16 protein-coding genes are annotated in these 21,726 nt (G+C 74.0%); 5 read left to right on the forward strand and 11 right to left on the reverse strand.

Going from position 1 to position 21,726, the window contains the following annotated elements:
- Window positions 1-32: 32 nt before the first annotated feature.
- A complete protein-coding gene (locus ACZ5GH_RS31395) occupies window positions 33-1,061 on the reverse strand; it encodes a cytochrome c oxidase assembly protein (protein ID WP_464335963.1) in 1,029 nt (342 codons plus the stop codon).
- 199 nt (window positions 1,062-1,260) lie between these two features.
- Here ACZ5GH_RS31395 and ACZ5GH_RS31400 point away from each other — a divergent pair, with 199 nt between their 5' ends.
- Window positions 1,261-2,244, forward strand: coding sequence for an NAD-dependent epimerase/dehydratase family protein (locus ACZ5GH_RS31400; RefSeq protein ID WP_387759172.1), 984 nt, complete (start codon window positions 1,261-1,263; stop codon window positions 2,242-2,244).
- Between the two features lie 70 nt (window positions 2,245-2,314).
- On the opposite strand, the gene ACZ5GH_RS31405 is transcribed toward ACZ5GH_RS31400, so the two are convergent.
- From ACZ5GH_RS31405 to ACZ5GH_RS31425, 5 genes are all read right to left on the reverse strand, one after another.
- Complete coding sequence (locus tag ACZ5GH_RS31405) at window positions 2,315-3,310, reverse strand: 2-hydroxyacid dehydrogenase (protein ID WP_387759174.1); 996 nt, start codon at window positions 3,308-3,310, stop codon at window positions 2,315-2,317.
- 136 nt (window positions 3,311-3,446) lie between these two features.
- Complete coding sequence (locus ACZ5GH_RS31410) at window positions 3,447-4,472, reverse strand: 6-phosphofructokinase (protein WP_387759175.1); 1,026 nt, start codon at window positions 4,470-4,472, stop codon at window positions 3,447-3,449.
- Window positions 4,473-4,823: 351 nt separating this feature from the next.
- A complete protein-coding gene (locus ACZ5GH_RS31415) occupies window positions 4,824-5,552 on the reverse strand; it encodes a type 1 glutamine amidotransferase (RefSeq protein ID WP_387759176.1) in 729 nt (242 codons plus the stop codon).
- A 46-nt stretch (window positions 5,553-5,598) separates the two neighbouring features.
- Window positions 5,599-6,861 carry a MurT ligase domain-containing protein gene (locus ACZ5GH_RS31420; protein WP_387759178.1) on the reverse strand — a complete coding sequence of 421 codons (1,263 nt, stop codon included), beginning with the start codon at window positions 6,859-6,861 and terminating at the stop codon, window positions 5,599-5,601.
- A 262-nt stretch (window positions 6,862-7,123) separates the two neighbouring features.
- The gene (locus tag ACZ5GH_RS31425) at window positions 7,124-7,834 is read right to left on the reverse strand and encodes a GNAT family N-acetyltransferase (RefSeq protein WP_387759180.1); all 711 of its coding nucleotides are present in this window, start codon (window positions 7,832-7,834) and stop codon (window positions 7,124-7,126) included.
- Window positions 7,835-8,128: 294 nt separating this feature from the next.
- On the opposite strand from ACZ5GH_RS31425, the gene ACZ5GH_RS31430 reads away from it, so the two are divergent.
- Together ACZ5GH_RS31430 and ACZ5GH_RS31435 are read left to right on the forward strand one after the other, a co-directional pair.
- The gene (locus ACZ5GH_RS31430; protein WP_464335964.1) at window positions 8,129-12,142 is read left to right on the forward strand and encodes a non-ribosomal peptide synthetase family protein; all 4,014 of its coding nucleotides are present in this window, start codon (window positions 8,129-8,131) and stop codon (window positions 12,140-12,142) included.
- Between the two features lie 113 nt (window positions 12,143-12,255).
- Window positions 12,256-12,501 carry a hypothetical protein gene (locus tag ACZ5GH_RS31435; RefSeq protein WP_464335965.1) on the forward strand — a complete coding sequence of 82 codons (246 nt, stop codon included), beginning with the start codon at window positions 12,256-12,258 and terminating at the stop codon, window positions 12,499-12,501.
- Window positions 12,502-12,616: 115 nt separating this feature from the next.
- On the opposite strand, the gene ACZ5GH_RS31440 is transcribed toward ACZ5GH_RS31435, so the two are convergent.
- From ACZ5GH_RS31440 to asnB, 4 genes are all read right to left on the reverse strand, one after another.
- Window positions 12,617-13,030 carry a hypothetical protein gene (locus ACZ5GH_RS31440; RefSeq protein WP_387759183.1) on the reverse strand — a complete coding sequence of 138 codons (414 nt, stop codon included), beginning with the start codon at window positions 13,028-13,030 and terminating at the stop codon, window positions 12,617-12,619.
- Between the two features lie 111 nt (window positions 13,031-13,141).
- A complete protein-coding gene (locus ACZ5GH_RS31445) occupies window positions 13,142-14,656 on the reverse strand; it encodes a pyridoxal phosphate-dependent decarboxylase family protein (protein ID WP_464335966.1) in 1,515 nt (504 codons plus the stop codon).
- Window positions 14,657-14,860: 204 nt separating this feature from the next.
- Window positions 14,861-15,979, reverse strand: a complete 1,119-nt coding sequence (locus ACZ5GH_RS31450; protein WP_464335967.1) for a hypothetical protein — start codon at window positions 15,977-15,979, stop codon at window positions 14,861-14,863.
- Between the two features lie 238 nt (window positions 15,980-16,217).
- Window positions 16,218-18,068 carry an asparagine synthase (glutamine-hydrolyzing) gene (gene asnB, locus ACZ5GH_RS31455; RefSeq protein ID WP_464335968.1) on the reverse strand — a complete coding sequence of 617 codons (1,851 nt, stop codon included), beginning with the start codon at window positions 18,066-18,068 and terminating at the stop codon, window positions 16,218-16,220.
- A 216-nt stretch (window positions 18,069-18,284) separates the two neighbouring features.
- Here asnB and ACZ5GH_RS31460 point away from each other — a divergent pair, with 216 nt between their 5' ends.
- Entirely contained in the window at window positions 18,285-18,560 is a 276-nt protein-coding gene (locus ACZ5GH_RS31460; protein WP_355254796.1) for a hypothetical protein, read from the forward strand.
- Window positions 18,561-18,605: 45 nt separating this feature from the next.
- On the forward strand, window positions 18,606-20,432 hold the full coding sequence (glmS, locus tag ACZ5GH_RS31465) for a glutamine--fructose-6-phosphate transaminase (isomerizing) (protein ID WP_387759190.1): 1,827 nt from the start codon (window positions 18,606-18,608) through the stop codon (window positions 20,430-20,432).
- A gap of 183 nt (window positions 20,433-20,615) precedes the next feature.
- On the opposite strand, the gene ACZ5GH_RS31470 is transcribed toward glmS, so the two are convergent.
- The gene (locus tag ACZ5GH_RS31470) at window positions 20,616-21,527 is read right to left on the reverse strand and encodes a glutaminase (RefSeq protein WP_387759297.1); all 912 of its coding nucleotides are present in this window, start codon (window positions 21,525-21,527) and stop codon (window positions 20,616-20,618) included.
- Window positions 21,528-21,726 lie beyond the last annotated feature (199 nt).

Consider the following 21,726-nt stretch of genomic DNA (forward strand, 5'->3'; position numbering starts at 1 on the left):
TCCGCGGCGGGTGGCGGCGGGTGTGGGCGGGCTCAGCCGGCCTCGGCCGCCGGGGCGGCGCCGGTGACCGGGGCGACCGGAGCGGTGGGGGCGGCGGGAGTCGCACCGCCCGCGCGCCGGTCGCGCTTGTGCAGCGAGGCCAGGTAGGCGTTGTACGCCTCCAGCTCGGCGTCGCCGGTGCGCTCCTCGGAACGGTCGCGGCGGCGGGCCTGCCGCTGCTCGGAGCCCATCCACTGGTAGACCAGCGCGATCAGCACGATCGCGGTCGGGATCTCGCCGAACGCCCAGGTGATCCCGCCGGCCAGTTTCTGGTCCTCCAGCAGGTTCGTCCCCGGTGGTGCGCCCTCCACGGTGAAGGTGGTGACCAGCGGGTGCCCGGCCATCATCACCGCCACGCCGAAGAAGGCGTGGAACGGCATCCCCATGAACAGCTCGATGATCCGCATCACGTGGCCGGGGCGGTGCGGGCCCGGGTCCACGCCCATGATCGGCCAGAAGAAGGCCAGCCCGGTGAACAGGAAGTGCACCATCATGAAGATGTGCCCGAGGCGGTACTGCATCAGGAAGTCGAACAGCGGGGTGAAGTAGACCCCGTACAGGCTCGCGATGAACATCGGGATGGTGAACGCCGGGTGCGAGATGATCCGGACGTACCGGCTGTGCAGCAGCGCCACCAGCAGCTCGCGCGGCCCGCGCGGACGGCCCTTGCCGGTCGGGCGCAGCGCGCGCAGCGCCAGCGTGATCGGGGCGCCGAGCAGCAGCAGGATCGGCGTCAGCATGGAGAGCACCATGTGCTGGATCATGTGCGCGCTGAACAGCACCATGCCGTAGTCGTTCAGGCCGGTGCAGGTGACCAGCAGCATGCTGGCGACACCCGCCGCCCAGCCGACCATCCGGCCGACCGGCCAGCGGTCGCCGCGCCGGTACAGCCGCACCACGCCCGCCGCGTACAGTCCCAGGACGACCAGGCCGCCGAGCAGGAACACCCAGTCGGGGGACCAGGTCCAGGCGTTCGACAAGCTGAACGGGCCTAGTCGGGTCATCCCGCCGTGGTGGTGCATTCCTGACATTCCGTCGCCCATCGGCGGGTCCTGCTTTCCGTCCTCGTGGTCCCTGGTGAGGGTCCGGTTCGCCCGTTTTGCTTGACCTACAGCCTAGGTGGGCCTTACCTCGGGCCACCCGCCGCCCCCTCCGTACGGGTGTCCCCGCCGGGCCGCCCGCTGGCTAGACTGACCGGCCGGTCGGCAGGAAGGTTCGGAGATGGCGACGGAGGACGGACCCGCGGCGCACCCCACGGTCGCGCTGACCGGGGCCACCGGTTTCATCGGATCCGCCGTGCTGGCGGCCCTCGCGGCGCGCGGCGTCCGGGTGCGGGCGCTGGCCCGCAGACCGCCGCAGGAGGCCGCGCCCGGCACCGCCTGGGTGCCGGGCGACCTCGCCGACCCGGCGGCGCTCACGGAGCTCTGCACGGGCGCCGGGGCGCTGGTGCACCTCGCCTCCCGGGTCGACGGCGGCACCGAGGAGTGCGAGGCGGTGAACGACCGGGGTACCGCCGCCCTGATGGCGGCCGCCACCCGCGCCGGGGTGCGGCGGATCGTCCACCTCTCCACGGCGGCGGTCTACGGCGAGGGCCCGCACGCGGGCGTCGACGTGGACGAGGTGCCGCCCGCGCCGGTCTCCGAGGCCAGCCGCACCCGGCTGCTCGGCGAGCGCCACGCGCTGGCGGCCGGCGGGCACGTGCTGCGCCCCGGGCTGGTGACCGGGACCGGCGACCGCTGGGTGGTGCCCGCCCTGGCCGAGCTGGTCCGCCGGGTGCCGGTCCGCTGGGAGGGCGGCAGCAGCCGGCTCTCGATGGTGGACCGCGCCGACCTGGCCCGGCTGATCACCGTGCTCGCCCTGGACGGGCACGCCGCCCCGCCGGGCGTCCACCACGCCTCGCACCCCGAGCCGGTCCGCGGCGGCGACCTCCTCGCCGCCCTGGCCGCCCTCGGCCTGCTGCCCGCCCCGGACGGCCCGGCCGTGCCCTGGGAGGAGTGCCGCCGGCTGCTGGCCGCCGCGCCCGGCCGGGTCTCGGAGCGCCAGTTCGGCCTGATCGCCCGCGACCACTGGTACCGCAGCGAGCGGATCTGGCGCCTCGCCTCCTGCCCGCCCGGCCCCGGCCCGCTGGCCCGCCTCCCGCAGGCCGCCGCCTGGTACCGCGAGGTGCTCGGCGGGGGGACGGCCCGGCCGGCGGGGGTGTCCTGACCGGCCGAGCGGCCCGCCGGTCGCCGTGCCGGGCACGGGCGTGGGCGGCGCGCCGGCGTCCGGGGCCCGCTCAGCTCCTCGGGACGAGGGTGTTCTCGTTGGTGCGGCCGGCGGCGAAGTCGTCGATGTTGCGGGCGGTGGCGTCGATGATCTGGCCGACGGCGGTGCCGGTGAAGTAGGCCTGGTGGCTGGTGACCAGGACCTGGGGGAAGGTGACGAGGCGGGCGAGGACGTCGTCGGTGATGCCGTGGATGGAGCGGTCGGTGAAGAAGACGCCGGTCTCCTCCTCGTAGACGTCGAGGCCGACGCCGGAGAGGCGTCCGGCGCGCAGGGTCTCGACCAGGGCGGCGCTGTCGACGAGGCCGCCGCGGCTGGAGTTGATGAGGATGGCGTCGTCCTTCATGCGGGCGAGGGCGGCGGCGTCGATGAGGTGGTGGGTGGCCGGGAGGAGGGGGACGTGGAGGCTCACCAGGTCGGCGCGGCCGAGGAGTTCGGGCAGCTCGGTGTAGGCCATGCCGAGGTCGAGGCAGGCCGGGTTCCGGGCGATGTCCCAGCCGAGGAGGGTGGTGCCGAAGCCGGCGGCGATGCGGGCGAAGCACTCGCCGATCTTGCCGGTTCCGATGACGCCGACGGTCATGCCGTGGATGTCGCGGCCGAGGAGGCCGTCGAGGCGGAAGTCGAACTCGCGGGTGCGGTTGGCGGCGCGGGTGAGCCGGCGGTTGACCGCCAGCGCGAGCGTCCAGGCGTGTTCGGCGACCGAGTACGGGCTGTACTGGGAGACCCGGGCGACGGTGAGGCCGAGTTCGGCGGCGGCGTCGAGGTCGATGTTGTTGAAGCCGGTGGAGCGCTGGGCGACCAGCTCGGTGCCGCCCGCGGCCAGGACGGCGAGGGTCTCGGCGTCGAGGACGGCGTTCACGCTGCTGCTGACGGCCGGGTAGCCGGCGGCGAGCGGGGCGGTGTCGCGGTTGAGGAACACATCCAGGCAGCGCAGTGCGTGGCGGCCCGCGAACGCCTGCTCCAGCAGCGGCCGTTCGTCGGCCTGCACCCCGTACGCGAGGATCTCCATGCCCGGTCCCTCCAGTCGGCTCCTGCGGTCACGCTAGCGGCCCGGGTCGGGCGCCGCCCGCCGGGTGCGGGGAGCACGAGGCCCCCGGCCACCGCGCGGTGCGGGGGCCGGGGGCCGGTGGAAGGGCGGTGGGCGGTCAGATGACCGTCTCGGCCTCCAGGTAGCGGTCCTGCGGCACGGTCTTCAGCTCGGCGACCGCCTCGGCCAGCGGCACCAGGTTGATGTTGGTGCCCTGCAGCGCGGTGATGTGCCCGAAGGCGCCCTTGTGGACGGCCTCGACGGCGTGCCAGCCGAAGCGGGTGGCGAGCACCCGGTCGTAGGCGGTCGGGGTGCCGCCGCGCTGGGTGTGGCCGAGGATCACCGGGCGGGCCTCCTTGCCGAGGCGGTGCTCCAGCTCGCGGGAGAGCTGGGTGGCGATGCCGGTGAACCGCTCGTGGCCGTAGATGTCCTTGGTGCCCTCCTCCCAGTGCATGGTGCCGGGCTCGGGCTTGGCGCCCTCGGCGCAGACCACGATGGCGAACTTCTTCTGGCGGTCGAAGCGCTCGCGGACGACGTCGGTGAGCTTGTCGATGTGGAACGGGCGCTCCGGCACGACGATGGCGTGCGCGCCGGCCGCCATGCCCGCGTTCAGCGCGATCCAGCCGGTGTGCCGGCCCATGACCTCGACGACCATGACCCGCTGGTGGGACTCGGCGGTGGTCTTCAGCCGGTCCAGCGCCTCGGTGGCCACCGAGACGGCGGTGTCGAAGCCGAAGGTCACGTCCGTGGCGGCGATGTCGTTGTCGATGGTCTTCGGCACGCCGACGATCGGCAGGCCCGCGTCGCTCATCAGCTTGGCGGCCTTCAGGGTGCCCTCGCCGCCGATCGGGATGACCGCGTCCAGACCGAGGTCGGAGCAGTACTTCCTGGCCCGCTCGACGCCGTCCCGCAGGTGGCTCGGCTGGACCCGGGAGGAACCGAGGATGGTGCCGCCCTGGGCCAGGATGCCGCTCACCGAGTCCAGGGTCAGGGGGCGGTGGTGGCCCTCCAGGAATCCGCGCCACCCGTCCTCGAACCCGATGATCTCGTCGCCGTGGTCGACCACCCCCCGGTGGACCACGGAACGGATCACCGCGTTCAGGCCGGGGCAGTCACCGCCGCTGGTCAGCACTCCGATACGCATTAGCTTTGCAACTCCCGAGCAGAACCGAGGAACGGCCGGACTACAGGCTGGGACGACGAGCCGTCACCGTGACGGGGCGCTCCCGCGCCGTGGTGGCGGGGAGGTGGCCGTGGGGTGAAGGACCGGCCGATCCGGACGAAACGCCCGAAAACGGCCGCGAAGTCGAGCATACGGCCCCTGGTCCGGCCGGGCAGGAGCCGACGCGGGAGCGGCGCCGTCGGCGCCCCCGCGCGGAATTGCAGCCTGCTGCCGAGGAGGGTGTGCAGTAGGCAGCCCCATTGTGGTACGTCCGGGGCCGCCCGCGGACCGGGTGACCGCATGGCGGGCACCCGGCCGGGGCGTACGGATGTACTACTGGGGGCGCGTCGCGGCCGCGATGCGCTCGGCGCGCAGCGCGTCGTACCAGGTGGTGTCGGCCGGCGGCAGGGCGCTGACGTCCAGCGCCAGCTTCAGCAGCATGTCGGCCACGGCGGGGTTGCGGGCCAGCACCGGGCCGTGCAGGTAGGTGCCGAACACGGTGTCCCGCCAGGCGCCCTCGGTGCCGTCACCGGTGCCGTTGCCCCGGCCGACGCTGACGGTGGCGAAGGGCTGCACGCCCTGGCCGAGGTGGGTGACGCCCTGGTGGTTCTCGAAGCCCGTCAGCTGCGGCAGGCCGAGCCGGGGGTCGACGTCGGCGAGCACGTCGCCGACGCAGCGGGCGCCCTCGCCGCGGGTGGTCCAGACGTCGAGCAGGCCCAGGCCCGGCTCGCGCTCGCCGAGGTCGTTGATGAACTCGTGGCCCATGATCTGGAAGCCGGCGCAGACGCCGAAGATGATCGCGCCGTTCTCGGCGGCCCGCACCAGGCCGCTGTCGGCGCGCAGCCGCTCGGCGGCCAGGCGCTGCGGGCGGTCCTCGCCGCCGCCGATCAGGTAGATGTCGCCACTGGTGGGGATCGCCTGGTCGGAGCGGACGTCGATCCGGGTCACGTTGAGGTGGCGCTGGCGGGCCCGGCGCTCCACGACCAGGGCGTTGCCCCGGTCGCCGTAGGTGCTGAGCAGGTCCGGGTAGACCCAGACCACGCGCAGGCTGCTCTCACTCATCCTCGAAGGCCTTCCGTCACGTAAAGACTGGTGTGCGGGCGCGGCATCAGCCGGCCACGACCTTCCGCAGCTGCTGGAAGGCGGTGTAGTTGGCGATGGCCTCGATCCGGCCGGGCGGGGCCATCCGGACGGCCTGCTCCAGGGTGTCCACCACGTGGAACTGGAGCCCGGCGACCTCCAGGCGGACGGCCAGGTCCAGCTTGCGCTGGCCCATCACGAAGACCGGGTGCCCGGCGAGGCGCTCGTAGTCGACGTCCCACAGCCAGGAGGTGTCGGTGCCGTCGGCGTCGAGGGCGTTGACGGAGAGGATCACCGGGGCGGGCGGGCCGTCGATCAGCGAGAAGGTCTCCAGCCAGCCGGCCGGGTTCTTGGCGAGCAGCAGGCGGATGTCCCGGCCCTGGTACTGGACCACGTCGTAGCGGCCGGCCACGGCGGCCACCGAGCGCATCCGCTCCAGGGCGACCTGCGGGGCGACGCCGAACACGGCGGCGACGGCGGCCGAGCTGGTGGCGTTGGCCAGGTTGGCCCGGCCGGGCAGCTGGAGCTGGATCGGCCAGGCGCCGCGCTGCGGGTCGATCACGTGGGTGCCCTGGAGCGCCCAGTGCGGGTTGGGCCGGCGGAAGCCGCAGTCCTGGCAGAACCAGTCCTCGCCGGGGCGCTGCATCACGCCGCCGCAGGCGGGGCAGGACCAGGCGTCCTCCTTCCAGGCCTGGCCGGCGGCCACCCAGACCACCTTCTTGCAGGAGGAGGCGGCCCAGGTCACCAGCGGGTCGTCGGCGTTGGCGATGACCACGGCCTCGGTGTTCTGGAGGCCCTCGCGCCACTTCTCGGCCATCATCCGGGTCTCGGCGGCGCGGTCGAGCTGGTCGCGGGAGAGGTTGAGCAGGGCGATCGCCTTGGGACGGGTGTCGCGGGCGACCATCGCCAGGTACTTCTCGTCGACCTCGATCACGCCGAAGCGGGCGTCCGTGCCGCCGGCCAGGGCGGAGGTGATGCCGGCGGGCATGTTGGCGCCCAGGGCGTTGGAGACCACCGGTCCGGCGGCGCGCAGCGCCTCGGCGATCAGGCGGGTGGTCGTGGTCTTGCCGTTGGTCGCGCTGACCAGGACGACGTCGAGGTGGTCGGCGAGGGTGGCGAGCAGGTCGGGGTCGAGCTTGAGGGCGACCTTGCCGCCGATCACCGAGCCGCTTCCGCGCCCGGCCTTGCGCGACACGGCGGCGGCGACCCGGCCGGCGGTGACCGCGATCTTGGCGCGTGCCGGCAGCGAGGCGTCGCGTGCGCCTGTGGGCTCCGATTCGGTGCCTGCCATGCTCAGTGGTTCCTCCTTGCTGCGGCACCACCCGTGGCCGGATAACGGGCCGTCGGGCGGCGGGGACGGGGGTCAGCCTACCGACTCCGTCGCCCGACCGGACGAACCGGACCCCACGCCGCCTGCTGCGACGCGCTCGCGGGTACTGCTGAGGGCCCGTCAAGGAGGGCGGTGTACGGAGCGACCCCTTACGGCTTGACGACGCTCCGCGGGCACCGCCGGGTTCCCGGGGCGCCCGGGTAAGGATCTGGTGAAGAAATGATCAGCGGCCCGGACGGTGGACGCGACCGGCCGGATCCCCGGCGGCCGGCGTGGCGGTGATCACCAGGGTGCCGTCCTCGGACTGGAAGTCCAGTGGCGTGCCCAGCCGTCGCATCGCGGCGATCAGGCCGGTGTTGCCGCCCTGGGTCACCGCGTACACCGTCCGGACGCCGGCCGCCCGGGCCGCCGCCGACAGCCGCCGCAGCAGCGCCAGGCCGAGCCCGCGCCGCTGCCAGGCGTCCTCGACCAGGACGGCCAGCTCGGCCTCGTCGTCGTCCCACATCAGGTGCCCGAGCGCGACGACCCGCCCGTCCGGGGCGGTCACCGCGTAGCTGCGGCCGTGCCGGGGGTCCAGCAGGTGGTCCAGGTAGCGGCCGGCGTCGCGGACCGGCCCGTGGTAGCGCTGGCGCAGCGCGGCGGGCGAGCAGCGGTCGTGCATCGCCAGCGCCGCCGCCCGGTCGGCCGGCCCGGCCGGGCGCAGCAGCAGCTCCGTCCCGTCCGGCCCGGACAGCCGGGACGGGGCCTCCGGCGCCCGGCCGGCGGGACGGGCCGCGGGTGGGTGCGGCTGCGGCTGCGGCCGGACGGTCCGGTACGGGCCGCCGGTGAGCGCGGGCAGCCGGGTGGCCTGGCCCTCGGGCGCCGCGCACCTGCGGTCGGACCTGCGGAAGGGCCGGTGCCAGAGCCGTTCGGGGCGAGTGCGTGATGCCGTCATGCCGCCGACGCTACCGACGGTGCGCTTCCGCTCGGTTACGTGATCGTGAACGTCCGAATGCCCCCGCGGCCCGACCGGGCGGTGGGACCCCGGGCCGGGCGGCGGCGGGACCGGCCCGGGACCCGCCCGGGACGGGGGCGGGGCCGGCCGGGACGGCGTCGGCGCAGGTCCCGACCGGTGCCTCATGCGGCCGGGACGGCGGGCGGCCGACGGTGGATGACGTTCCCGGCGCCCCGGCGCTCCTGGTGAGCGGGAGGCCGGGCCCCGTACGTCCACGCACCGAAGGCCGTTTCCATGCACGACACCCCGTCCGTCCGCACCACCGACACCTCCACCCGCACCGGCATCTCCGCCGGCACCTCCACCCGCACCGAGAGCGGTACCGAAACCGCCACCCCCGCCGTCCCGCACGCCCGCCGCGCTCCGGTCGGCACCGCGCTCACCGGGCTGCTCGACCGGCAGGCGCGCACCCGGCCCGGCTCGCCGGCCGTCCTCGGCGAGGGCGGCGGCCTCACCTTCCGGGAGCTGTCCGCGACCGCCCGCCGACTGGCCGAGCGCCTGCGCCGCCTGGGCGCCGGCCCGGACGGCCGCGTCGGCCTGTACGTCGAGCCGTCCGTCGAGCTGGTCGCCGGGGCCTGGGGCGTGCTGTACTCCGGCGCCGGCTACCTGCCGCTGGCGCCCGAGTACCCCGAGGAGCGGCTCCGCTACATGATCGAGGACAGCGGCACCCGGATCGTGCTGACCCAGGCGCACCTGCGCGAGCGGCTGGCCGCGCTGGTCCCGGCCGGGACGGCGGTGGTCACCTTCGAGGACGCGCCGCCGGTGCCGGACGCCCCGCCGGTGCGAAACGCTGCGCCGGTGCCGGACACGGCTCCGCTGCCGGACACGGCGCAGGAGGAGGCCGTCGAACCGGAGTCGCTGGCCTACGTGATCTACACCTCGGGCAGCACCGGCCGGCCCAAGGGCGTGATGATCGAGCACCGCTCGGTGGTCTCCCAGCTGCGCTGGATGCACTCCGCCGGGTACCTCGGCCCCGAGGTCACCGTGCTGCAGAAGACCCCGATGAGCTTCGACGCGGCGCAGTGGGAGATCCTCGCCCCGGCCGTCGGCGCCCGGGTGGTGGCCGGCACGCCCGGCCTCCACCGGGACCCGGAGGCGCTGGTCGCCGCCGTCCGGCGGCACCGGGTGACCGCGCTGCAGTGCGTGCCCACCCTGCTCCGGGCGCTGCTGGACACCGAGGGCTTCACCGGCTGCACCGGCCTGACCCGGCTGTTCTCCGGCGGCGAGGCGCTCTCCCGGCGGCTCGCCCGCGAGCTGGGGCAGGCCCTGCCCCAGGCCGCCCTGGTCAACCTGTACGGCCCGACGGAGTGCACCATCAACGCCACCTCGCACCTGGTCGACCCGGCCGATCCGGCCGACGGCGCCGGCTCGGTGCCGATCGGCCGTCCGGTGGCCGACACCCGCTGCTACGTGCTCGACGAGGAGCTGGTGCCGGTGGCCGCCGACGGCGTCGGCGAGCTGTACATCGGCGGCGTCCAGGTGGCCCGCGGCTACCTGAACCGCCCGGAGCTGACCGCGGAGCGGTTCGTCCGCTCCCCGTTCGCCGCCGACGAGCGGCTGTACCGCACGGGCGACCTCGTGCGGTGGAACCCGGACGGCACCCTGCAGTTCGCCGGCCGGGTGGACAACCAGGTCAAGCTGCGCGGCTACCGGGTCGAGCTGGACGAGATCGCCCGCGCGATCGAGGAGCACACCTGGGTGCGCCGCTCGGCCGCGGTCGTCACCGGGGACGACCGCACCGGCCACCCGAACCTGGTCGCCTGCGTGGAGCTCAATCCGCGCGAGGCGGCCCTGATGGACCAGGGCAGCCACGGCGGCCACCACCAGTCCAAGGCCAGCAAGCTCCAGGTCAGGGCCCAGCTGTCGGACCCGGGCCTGCGCGAGCCGGGCCGGCTGGCGGGCCGCGAGCGGGTCGCACTGCCCGGCCGGAAGGAGACCGAGGCGCAGCGCCGCGAGACCTTCGCCCGCAAGACCTACCGCTTCTACGACGGCGGCGCGGTCACCCGGGACGACCTCACCGCCCTGCTCGCCCCGCGCCCGGCCGGCGCCTTCGGCCGCGACCTGGCACTGCTGAGCCTGCCCGAACTCGGCCGCGTCCTGCGGTGGTTCGGCCAGTTCCACAGCGAGGAGCGGCTGCTGCCGAAGTACGCCTACGCCTCGCCCGGCGCGCTGTACGCGACCCAGCTGTACCTGGAGACCGGCGGCCTGGACGGGCTCGCGGCCGGGCTGTACTACTACCACCCGGTCGAGCACGTCCTGGTCCGGATCGGCCCCGCCGAGCCCCGGGCCGAGGCGTACCTGACGCTGCACTTCTCCGGCAAGCACGGCGCCATCGAGCCGGTCTACCGGAACAACATCAGGGAGGTGCTGGAGTTCGAGACCGGCCACATGCTGGGCGTCCTGGAGGAGGTGCTGCCCGAGTACGGGCTGGACGTGCGCCCGCTCGGCCTCGACCCGGCGGTCCGGGACCGGCTGGACGTCGCCGAGGAGGACCACTACCTGGGCGGCTTCACGGTCGTCCGGGCCGACGGCGCGGTGCGGGCCGAGGGCGCCACCGAGCTGTACGTCCAGGCCCACGAGGGCCGGGTGGACGGCCTGCCGGGCGGTCTCTACCGGTACGCCGACGGCGAGTTGACGCACGTCTCGGACGCGGTGGTGGAGTCCCGGCACGTGATCGCGATCAACCAGGCCGTGTACGCCCGGGCCGCGTTCGGCATCACCGCCGTCAGCCGCGCCGAGGAGGAGTGGCTGGAGTACATCGCGCTCGGCTCGGTGCTGCACCGCCTCCAGCGCAACGGCCTGCGCCTGGGCTTCATGTCCTCCGGATACAGCTCCAGGTCCGGCCACCCGCTGCCCGCCTCGCGCCGCATCGACGAGATCCTGGCCGGCCGCGGCATCACCCCCGGGCCGTCGTACTTCTTCCTCGGCGGAAAGGTGAGCGAGGAGCAGATCCGCAGTGAGGGCATGCACGAGGACACCGTCCACATGAAGGGCCCGGCCGAGATCATCAAGGACGAACTGGCCAACCTGCTGCCCGACTACATGCTGCCCAACCGGGTGCTGGTGATGGACGCCCTGCCGCTCACCGCGAACGGCAAGGTGGACCTCAGGGCGCTGGCCGCCTCCGAGGCCGTCCGCACGGCCGACGTCCGCGGCGAGTACGTCGCCCCGGCCACCGACCACGAGCGGTGGCTGGCCGAGGCCTGGGGCAGGGCGCTGAAGTACGAGGACGTGTCGGTGACGGACGAGTTCTTCGCCGTCGGCGGGAACTCGCTGATCGCCGTCGCCCTGGTCAACCGGATCAACCGCGAGTTCGGCGTCACGCTGCCGCTCCAGGTGCTGTTCGAGTGTCCTCGGCTGGGCGACCTGGCCGCGCGCATCGAGCGGGCCCGCGGCGCGGCCGGGCCCGAGGCGACCGGTTCCCGGCTGATCCCGCTGCACCCGGGGATGGCCGGCCGGCCGGTGTTCTGCTGGCCCGGGCTGGGCGGCTACCCCATGAACCTGCGGCTGCTCGGCCGGGAGGCCGGTGCGGGCCGGGCGTTCTACGGGATCCAGGCGCACGGCATCAACCCGGGCGAGACGCCGTACCCCACCATCCGGGAGACGGCCGCCGCCGACGTCGCCGAGCTGCGCCGGGTGCAGCCGGAGGGCCCGTACACGCTGTGGGGCTTCTCCTTCGGCGCCCGGGTCGCCTTCGAGGCGGCCTGGCAGCTGGAGCAGGCCGGGCAGCGGGTCGAGCGACTGCTGCTGATCTGCCCCGGCAACCCGAAGGTGCGCCAGCACGGCGGCCGGCAGTGGGGCCGCGAGGCCTCGTACGCCAACCCGGCGTACCTGACCATCCTGTTCGGGGTGTTCACCGGCCGGATCAGCGGTCCGGAGCTGGAGCGCTGCCTGGCCGGCACGGCCGACGAGCCGGCCTTCGTCGCGGCCGTGCACCGGATGCTGCCGGAGCTGGACGAGGAGCTGATCCGGCGGATCACCGGGATCGTCGGGGAGACCTACGAGTTCGAGTACAGCTTCCGCGAGCTCGCCGAGCGGCGGCTGGACGCGCCGGTGACCGTCTTCAAGGCCGCGGGCGACGACTACTCCTTCATCGAGGGCAGCACCGGCTACTCGGCCGCCCCGCCCACCGTGGTCGACCTGGCCGCCGACCACTACGGGGTGCTGCGGGAGCACGGGGTGGCCGAGCTGGCCGCCGCGATCAGGGAGGTGGAGCGGACGGTGCCCGGCGATCTCCCGGGCCGCTGATCGGATGATCAGGACACGCTCACGGATGGCCCATGATCCGTGAGCGGGGGCGCCCCTTCGGATAGGGATGGCTCGGCTTTCCGCCGATCCCGTCCCGATCCGAAGGGGTTCCTGTGTTCCAGAAGTCCGTACGGGCCGTCGCCTGTTGCGTGTTGCTCCTCGTCGCCCCGGTCGCGCTCGCCCAGCCCGCCGCCGCCGCCGTCCCCTCCTCCACCGTCACCTCGTCCTCCGACGGCAACGGCCCCAGGACCCCGGAGGAGGCCGCCGCCTGCAAGGCCGTCACCAGCGCCCTGCTCGGCGGCTTCGGCTCGATGCTGGGCAACGCGGTGTGCGTCGTGAAGCCGGCCGACGAGGGCTGAGCCGCGCACGACCCGTCAGCGCACGGACTTCCCCGGAGAGGGGGCGTCCGTGCGCTGACGTGGCATCCGGCGCCCGGTCCGCCGCACCGACCGTCGCGCAGCTCGCCGCCGCCGGTCAGGCGACCCGGGTGGGGGCGTCCTGGACGGTGTGGCCGGTGGTGGTGAGGAGGGCGGCGAGGTCCGCCGGGGTGACGGAGTGGGGGGTGCGGAGGAAGAGCTCCTCGGGGTGGAGGGAGAGCAGGGTGATCCGGTGGTCGGCGAGGGCCGCGGGGGTGTGGGCGAGCGCCGTGGTGCGGACCCGCCACACGGTCGTCGGTGGCGGCGCGTGGGGTGACCACCAGACGTGGAACAGGGCGGTGGCGAGCAGGGCGAGGGCGGAGGCGACCAGGACGAACGGGCCGTCCGGGCCGTCCACGACGAGCTTGGCGACGAGGTCGGCGGCGGTGACGGAGAGGAAGACGGCGGCGAGTTCGACCGTGTCGCGGCGCCAGTGGTGGGCGCGGCGCACGGCGGGCTTCGAGGGTTCCATGGCCACCACCCTGCCCGATCGGTGTTTCCCGGCCACGAACCGGCCGTGACCTGGCGGTTACGGTCCGCGCCGGCCCGTTACGGGGGGCGTTGCGGGAGGAGGCCGGGCCGGTCAGGCGAGCAGGTCGCGGGCCGCGGACCTCACCTCGGCGAGCAGCAGGCGGAGGTCCTCCTGGGTCGTCGTGGCGTTGAGGAGGCAGGCGCGGAGCATCTCGTGCCCGCCGAGCCGGGCGCCGGTGACGAAGACCCGGCCGCGCCGCTGGACGGCGACGGGGAGGTCGCGGTTGAGGGCGTCGCGGGCGGCCGCGTCCAGGCCCGGGGCGCGGTGGCGGAACGCCACGATCGAGGTCTGCACCTCGGCGAGCAGCTCCAGCTCCTCGTCCGCCTCGACGAGTTCACCGAGCCGGCGGGCCAGCGCGGTGCACCGGGCGACGTCCCGGGCGAGGCCGGTGCGGCCCTTGTGGGCGATGGTGGCCCAGACCTTGAGGGCCCGGAACGGGCGGGTCTGCTCGGTGCCGTACTCGGAGAACCAGCCGAGCGAGCCGGCCGCCTCGTCGCGCAGGTAGGACGGGACGAGGCTGAAGGTGCCGCGCAGCTCCTCGGTGTCGCGGACCAGCGCGCAGCCGCAGTCGACCGGGACGCCGAGCCACTTGTGCGGGTCGAGGGCCAGCGAGTCGGCGCGCTCCAGGCCGGCGTAGCGGTGGGCGATGGCCGGGTCGAGCCGGCCGAAGGCGCCGTACGCGCCGTCCACGTGCAGCCAGAGGCCCTGCTCCTGGCAGAGGTCGGCGATCGGGCCGAACGCGTCCACCGCGCCGGCGCCGACGGTGCCGGCCGAGGCGACCACCAGGAAGGGCAGCAGGCCGGCCGCGCGGTCGCGCTCGACGGCCGAGCGCAGGTCGGCGAGGTCCAGCCGGCCGTCGGGACCGGTGGCCACGGTGCGCAGGTGCCTGCTGCCGAGGCCGAGGAGCTCGGCGGCCTTGCGGACGCAGGAGTGGGTCTCGCCGGTGACGTAGCCGACCAGCGGCGGCAGGCCGGCCAGGCCCTCCTCGCGGACGTCCCGGCCGGCCCGCCGGGCGGCGCGGTTGCGGGCGGCGGCGAGGCAGACGATGGTCGCCATCGAGGTGCCGGAGGTGAGCAGGCCGCCGCCGGCCGGGTGCGGGAAGCCGACCAGCTCGGCGATCCAGCGGACCACGGCGCGCTCCAGGTGCACGTCGGCGTGGTCGCCGCCGGCCGAGCTGGGGTTCATCGCGGAGGCGGCGAGGGTGGCGAGCACCCCGGCGGGGGCGGGGGCGGAGTTGACCCAGCCGAAGAAGCGGGGGTTGCCGTTGCCCATCGGGTGGGGCAGGACGTCCCGGCCGATGGCGGCGATCAGCTCGTCGAGCGGGCGGCCCTCGGCGGGCAGCGGGGCGTCGAGCAGGGCCCGGCGGGCGGTCTCGTCCATGGGCTGCCAGACCGGGCGCCCGGGCAGCTCGGCGAGGTAGTCGGAGACCAGGTCGGCGGTGGCGTGGGCGGCCCGGCGGAAGTCGGTGCCGGGGACCTGGGCGCCGGGGACGTCGGCGCCGGGAAGGTCGGTGCCGGGGGAGCCGGTGCGGGGGACGTCGGTGCCGGGGAAGTCCTCGGTGGTCATGGCGTGCTCCAGGGAGGCCGGGGGACGGGCGGGGCGAGGCGCGGCGTCCTTGGCGCACCCTGATCAGGCGATGATCGGGCGATCCTACGCAAACGGGCCCGCGCCGTGCGGCGCGGGCCCTCATGGTGAGACCGGGATGTCGGTCCGGGCACCGGGGAGCGGGTGGACCGGGGGGTCGGGGCTAGCGGGTGGTCCCCGGCGGGGTCAGTCCAGCGAGCTGGACAGGCCGCTCGCCGAGCGGCAGTAGCCCTGCATCTCCTTGTTGGTGATCTTGGCGCAGAGCCGGCCGGCCGCGCCCCCGTCGGTGTAGTTGACCGTGTAGTAGCTGACCAGGCCCTCGGCGCAGGCCTTGCGCTGCCAGCCGTCGGCGGCGGTGGCGCACTGCTCGGCCGCCCAGTCCTCGCGGTCCAGGTTGTACTTCATGGTGCGCGAGCCGACGCCGCGGCTGCAGTCCACCGCCCCGCCGCTGGCCTTGCCGTTGAGGCACCACTTGAGGGCCTCGGCGTAGACCTCGGGGTGGTTCGGGTAGTCGTGCGAGGAGAGGAAGAAGGTCGGGGCGTAGAAGAAGCAGGCGGACTGGAACAGCGCCGGCTGGTCCTTGCACGGGTAGAGCGGGTCCTGGGCGAGCTTGTCGGCGGGCAGGTTGGCCTTGGCCTGCTCGTCCTCCTCGTCCGGGCCGAAGAGTTGCATGAACAGGCCCTCGGAGCAGCGGATCCTGTTCTGGTCGGAGGGGAACTTGTTGCACAGGTCGCGCGCCTTGGCGACGTCCTGCTTGACCACGAACATGGTGCCGTGGCCGACGCCGTGGATGCAGGGCCCGGAGTTCTTGGGCGCGCAGAGCTTGAGCAGGTCCGTCTCGGGCTGGGGGGAGGCGTTGAGCATCTCCTCGACCGCGCCGTGCAGGTAGCCGGCCGCGCAGGTCTCGTGCGGGAAGGAGATGACCTTCTGGAAGTCGGCGTTGAAGCGCTTGACCGCCGCGTGGCCGAGCTCGTGCGCGATCGGGTGGCAGAAGCGCACGGTGTACGGCTTCTCCTTGCTGATCCTGTCGAGGTCGGCCAGGGCGACGCCGGGGTCGGTGGCGTCCATCTCGGCCATCAGCTTGTTGCGCAGGGTGGAGCGGGTCCACACAGCCGGGTCGCCGGTCGGGGTGGCGCTCGCGGGGCCGGCCGCGGCCGGCTGGGCGCCGGTGGCGGAGGCCCCGGGGGCGGCTGCGGGCCGGCTCGCGGTGGCCGCCGCGGGCGACCAGTCGGTGACGGCCACCGACCCCAGGCCCAGGACGCCCAGGAGCAGGGCGGTGAGAATCGCGAAGACTCGCGGCTGCATGACGGGATCCCCCGGCGGATCGAGGTGAACGTTTCGCTCCCATACTGACGGCACGTGAGCGGGTGGTCCGCGAATTCGTCCGCCGTTCGGGAGGTGTCGGCGACGCTACCGCACCGTAGGACCGCCGGGACCGGCGGGATGGTTCCGCACAATCACCCGGACGGAGTATGGGGGCGCGGGAGCCGCCGACTGCGCCGTCCGAGTGGCGGCGGCCGCCCTGAGCTCACCAGGCCGGTGGTCACAGCTCCAGCGTCACCCGGTAGTCCGTCAGCCAGGCGTCGAAGTCCAGGGCGAGGTCGACGGCGAGCCGGACGGACTGCGGGTCGGTGTCCGGGGCGAGCGCGTCGGCCAGGCGCCGCCGGTCGAGCATGTCCAGGGCCGGGGAGGTGCCCTCGGCGGCGAGCCGGGCGAGTTCGGCGCGCAGCTTCGCCGGGTAGTGCGGGTCGGTGGTGACCGGGTACGGGCTCTTCGGCCGCTCGGCGACGGCGGTCGGCAGCACGTCCCGGACGGCCGCGCGCAGCAGGCTCTTCTCCCGTCCGTCGAAGGACTTCATCGCCCACGGGGCGTTGAAGACGTACTGCACCAGTCGGTGGTCGCAGAACGGCACCCGGACCTCCAGGCCGTTGGCCATGCTCATCCGGTCCTTGCGGTCCAGCAGGATGCAGACGAAGCGGGTCAGGTTGAGGTACGAGATCTCGCGCATCCGCCGTTCCAGCGGATCGGCCGCCGGCAGGTGCGGGACCTCGGCGATCGCCTCGCGGTAGCGCGCCCTGCGGTAGCCGTCCAGGTCGAGCTTGCGGAGCAGTTCGGCGTCCAGGAGGTGTTCGCGCGGGGTGGCTCCGCCGCCGGCGATGTCGGTCAGGCCGAGGGCCCACGGGAAGTCCTCGACGGCGACGGTCCGCGGGTCGTGGAACCAGCGGTAGCCGCCGAACAGCTCGTCAGCGGACTCGCCGGACAGCGCGACGGTGGAGTGCCGGCGCACGCCGCGGAAGAGCAGCAGCAGCGAGGTGTCCATGTCGCCGACGCCGTTCGGCAGGTCGCGGGCGCGCAGCACGACGGAGCGCCGGGACGGGTCGGTCAGGTCGGCCGCGTCCAGTTCGACGACGCTGTGGTCGGCGCCGACGTGGTCGGCGAGCAGCCGGGCGAACGGGCCGTCCTGGGTCTGCCGGACGTCGCTGGCGTGGAAGGTCTCGCTCTGCCCGGCGAAGCCGACGGAGAAGGAGCGGACCGGGCCGGCCCCGGCGGCGCCCAGCGTCCGGGCGGCGAGGGCGGTGACGGCGCTGGAGTCCAGGCCGCCGGAGAGCAGCGAGCAGAGCGGGACGTCCGCCTCCAGCTGGCGGTGCACGATGTCGTCCAGCAGGGCGCGGACGGTGGCGACGGTGGCCTCCAGGCCGTCGCGGTGCTCGCGGGCCTCCAGCGCCCAGTAGCGGCGGACCGACAGGCCCTCGCGGCGCACCCGTACGACGTGCCCGGGCCGGACCTCGTGGATGTCCCGGTACGGGGTGAGGCCGGGGGTGCGGGTGTAGCCGAGCAGTTCGCGCAGCCCGTCCAGGTCCACCACCGGGCGGACGGCGGGGTGGGCGAGCAGGGCCTTGACCTCGGAGCCGAAGACCACGCCGTCCGGGGTGCGGTGGTAGTACAGCGGTTTGACGCCCATCCGGTCGCGGACCAGCAGCAGCTCCTCCTGCCGGAGGTCCCAGACCGCGAAGGCGAACATGCCGTTGAGCCGCTCGGCCAGGTGCTCGCCCCACTCCAGGTAGGCGCGCAGCACGACCTCGGTGTCGCTGCGGGTGCGGAAGCGGTGCCCGGCCGCCTCCAGTTCCGCGCGCAGTTCGCGGTGGTTGTAGACCTCGCCGCTGTAGGTGAGCACGGCCAGCGTCCGGCCGTCGTGCTCCACCGTCATCGGCTGGACGCCGCCCGCGATGTCGATCACCGCGAGCCGCCGGTGGCCGAGCGCGGCGTGCCGTTCCAGGTGCACGCCGCCGGCGTCCGGGCCGCGCCGGAGCTGGGTGGCCGTCATGGCGTCGAGGACACCCCGCTCGGCGGTGAGGTCGCGCTCGAACGCGACCCATCCGGTGATCCCGCACATCCGCAAGCCTCCGGTCTTCCGCTTCGTGTTCAGGGGGTCACGCTACGTGCGGAGTTGGCGCCGCTTCAAGGGGCTTTCGGGAACGGGGGCGAACGGGTGGTCGTTCGACGGTCGAATGTGAAGGAATCGTGGACGTGGACTGAAAGTCGTAATGTCTGCCCGATTTCGGGCAGGAACTTTGGCTTCGGCGGGCCGCCCGACCTAGGCTCCTCACTCGTGCCGAGCTCACCCCACCCTCACGAAGACCTCCTCGCCCACCTCACCCGGACCAGTCCGCTCGGGCCCCGGGAGGCGGCGCGGGTCGTGGCGGAGGTGCTGGCGTACTTCTCCGAGAGCACCGAGGAGTACGTGCGCCGCCGCCACACCGAGCTCCAGGCACGCGGTCTGACCAACGAGCGGATCTTCGCCCGGCTCGCCGAGGAGCTGCCGCAGCGCCGGGTCTCGGCGCCGGAGCTCTCGGCCCGCCAGCTGCGGCGGATCGTCTACGGCTGAGCCGCCGCCCCCGACCTTCCGAAGACTTCGAAGAGGAGACCACGCATGTGCGGAATCGTGGCCTACATCGGCCCCAAGGACGCGACCCCCTTCCTGCTGGAGGGGCTGGCGCGGCTGGAGTACCGCGGCTACGACTCGGCCGGCGTCGCCGTCACCGGACGCAGCGGCGGGATCAAGCTGCGCAAGGTGAAGGGCCGGGTCGCGGACCTGGCCGCCGCCGTGCCGGCCCGGTTCAAGGGCACCACCGGCATCGGCCACACCCGCTGGGCCACCCACGGCGTGCCCAGCGACGCCAACGCGCACCCGCACCTGGACAACGCCGAGCGGATCGCCGTCGTCCACAACGGCATCATCGAGAACGCCGACGAGCTGCGCGCCAAGCTCGCGGCCGACGGCGCGGTGTTCCGCTCCGAGACCGACACCGAGGTGCTCGCGCACCTGATCGCCGCGAACGTCGCCGAGGGCGTCGAGCTGGAGGACGCCGTGCGCGCCGCGCTCGGCCGGGTGGTCGGCACCTACGGCATCGCGGTGCTCGACGCCGAGCAGCCGGACCGGATCGTCGTGGCCCGCAACGGCAGCCCGATCGTGCTGGGGATCGGCGAGAAGGAGATGTTCGCCGCCTCGGACGTCTCCGCGCTGGTCCGGTACACCCGCCAGGTCGTCCACCTGGAGGACGGCGAGCTGGCCACCGTCCGGGCCGACGGCTTCCGGACCTTCACCGAGGACGCCCGCACCACCCACCGTCAGCCGTCCACCGTGGACTGGGAGGTCGACTCCTACGACACCGCCGGCTTCGAGCACTTCCTGCTCAAGGAGATCCACGAGCAGCCCGGCTCGGTCGAGCGCACCCTGAGCGGCCGGCTGGACGAGCGCTTCGCCACCGCGCACCTCGGCGGCCTCAACCTGGACGCCCGGGAGCTGCGCGAGATCCGCCGGGTGAAGATCCTCGGCTGCGGATCGGCCTACTACGCGGGCGAGATGGGCGCGCAGCTGATCGAGGAGCTGGCCCGCATCCCCGCCCACAGCGAGCCCGCCTCGGAGTTCCGCTACCGCAACCCGGTGATCGAGGCGGACACCCTGTACGTCGCGGTCAGCCAGTCCGGCGAGACCTACGACACGCTGGCCGCCGTCCAGGAGGTCAAGCGCAAGGGCGGCCGGGTGCTCGGCGTCGTCAACACGGTGGGCAGCGCTATCGCCCGAGAGTGTGATGGCGGCATTTACCTGCACGCCGGTCCGGAGGTGTCCGTCGCCTCCACCAAGGCGTTCACCTCCACCGTGGTCGCCTTCGCGCTGCTCGCCCTGCACTTCGGGCGCATCCACGACCTGTCGCCCGCCGACGGGCGCCGGATCGTCTCGGCGCTCCAGGCGCTGCCGGACCAGATCCGCGAGGTGCTGGAGCAGAGCGAGGCCATCGCCGCGCTCGCCGCCGAGTACGCCGACTCCACGGGCATGATGTTCATCGGCCGGGTGCGCGGCTACCCGGTCGCCCGCGAGGGCGCGCAGAAGCTCAAGGAGATCTCCTACGTGCACGCCGAGGCCTACCCGGCGAGCGAGCTCAAGCACGGCCCGCTGGCGCTGATCAGCCCCGAACTGCCCACCGTGGCACTGGTTCCGGACGACGAGCTGCTGGACAAGAACCTGACCACGCTGGGCGAGATCAAGGCCCGCTCCGGGCGGGTCATCGCCGTCGCCCACCGGCGGCCGGAGGAGAAGCTCGCGGACCACTGCATCCTGGTGCCCAAGAGCGAGCCCGAGCTGGACCCGCTGCTGCTCAACATCCCGCTCCAGCTGCTGGCCTACCACGCCGCCGTCGCCCTCGGCCGCGACGTGGACAAGCCGCGCAACCTGGCGAAGAGCGTGACGGTGGAGTAGGCCCTCGGGGAGGGCGCCCGCGGGGTCGTCTCGCGGAGTCGGTGCCCGCAATGGACCCGCGGGTCCCGGTCGTTGTGCGGACGGCCGGGGCCCGCGGGTCCGTCGCGGGCTTTACGGGTTTCGTGGGCTCTGCGGGTTCTGTGGCAGCGCCGGGTGGTGCCGCGGCGGAACGACTCGCGGCCCTCAGAACACCGAGCACCCGGAGAGGGTGGTCAGGGTGTCCAGGGCGGCGACCGCGGCGACGGAGTTGCCGGCCTGGTCCAGGCGCGGGCCCCAGGCGCAGACGGCGGCGCGGCCCGGGAGTATGGCGAGGATGCCGCCGCCGACGCCGCTCTTGCCCGGCAGGCCCACGCGGAAGGCGAACTCGCCGGCGGCGTCGTAGGTGCCGCAGGTGAGCAGGACGGCGTTGATCCGCTTGGTCTCGCTTCGGGACATCAGCCGGGTGCCGTCGGCGCGCACCCCGTAGCGGGCGAGGAAGGAGCCGGCCAGCACCAGGTCGCGGCAGCTGGTGGCGATGGCGCAGTGGGCGTAGTAGTGCTCCAGGACGGTCTCGACCGGGTTCTCCAGGTTGCCGTGGCTGGCGATGAAGTGGGCCAGCGCGGCGTTGCGGTGGCCGTGTTCGGCCTCCGAGGCGGCGACCACCGGGTCGGTGTCGAGCAGCGGGTTGCCGGACTCCCGGCGCAGGAACTCCCGTACCGCGCCCGAGGCGTCGCCGGTCATCGTCTGGAGGCGGTCGGTGACCACCAGGGCGCCCGCGTTGATGAACGGGTTGCGCGGGATGCCGTGCTCGGTCTCCAGCTGCACCAGGGAGTTGAACGGGTTGCCGGACGGCTCGCGGCCGACGCCCTGCCAGAGGGCGTCGCCGCCGTAGGCCACCGCGAGGGCGAGCGAGAACAGCTTGGAGACGCTCTGGACGGAGAACGGCCGCTCCCAGTCCCCGACCCCGTGCAGTTCCCCGTCGACGGTGGCGACGGCCATGCCGAAGGCCTCCGGGTCGGCGGTGGCGAGGGCCGGGATGTAGTCGGCGACCCGGCCCCGGCCCGTGGTCGCCCGGGCGGCCGCCTCGGCGGCCTCCAGCAGGACCGGCCAGTCCAGGATCTCCCCACCGGGCACACCGTTCAACGCTTCTCCTCCACCGGCACCGACTGGGGACACGACCGGGACCGGACGCGCGGTGCGGGTGCGTCCGGTCCGACCAGGATTATCCGTGTTTCGGGCGGCGGCCTCGGAAGGGGGTGGGTGGTCGGGCTCGTCCGGTGTCGTGCGGCGTCGTGTCGCGTCGCGTCGGTGGCGT

It is taken from the genome of Kitasatospora sp. Xyl93 (assembly GCF_055383135.1).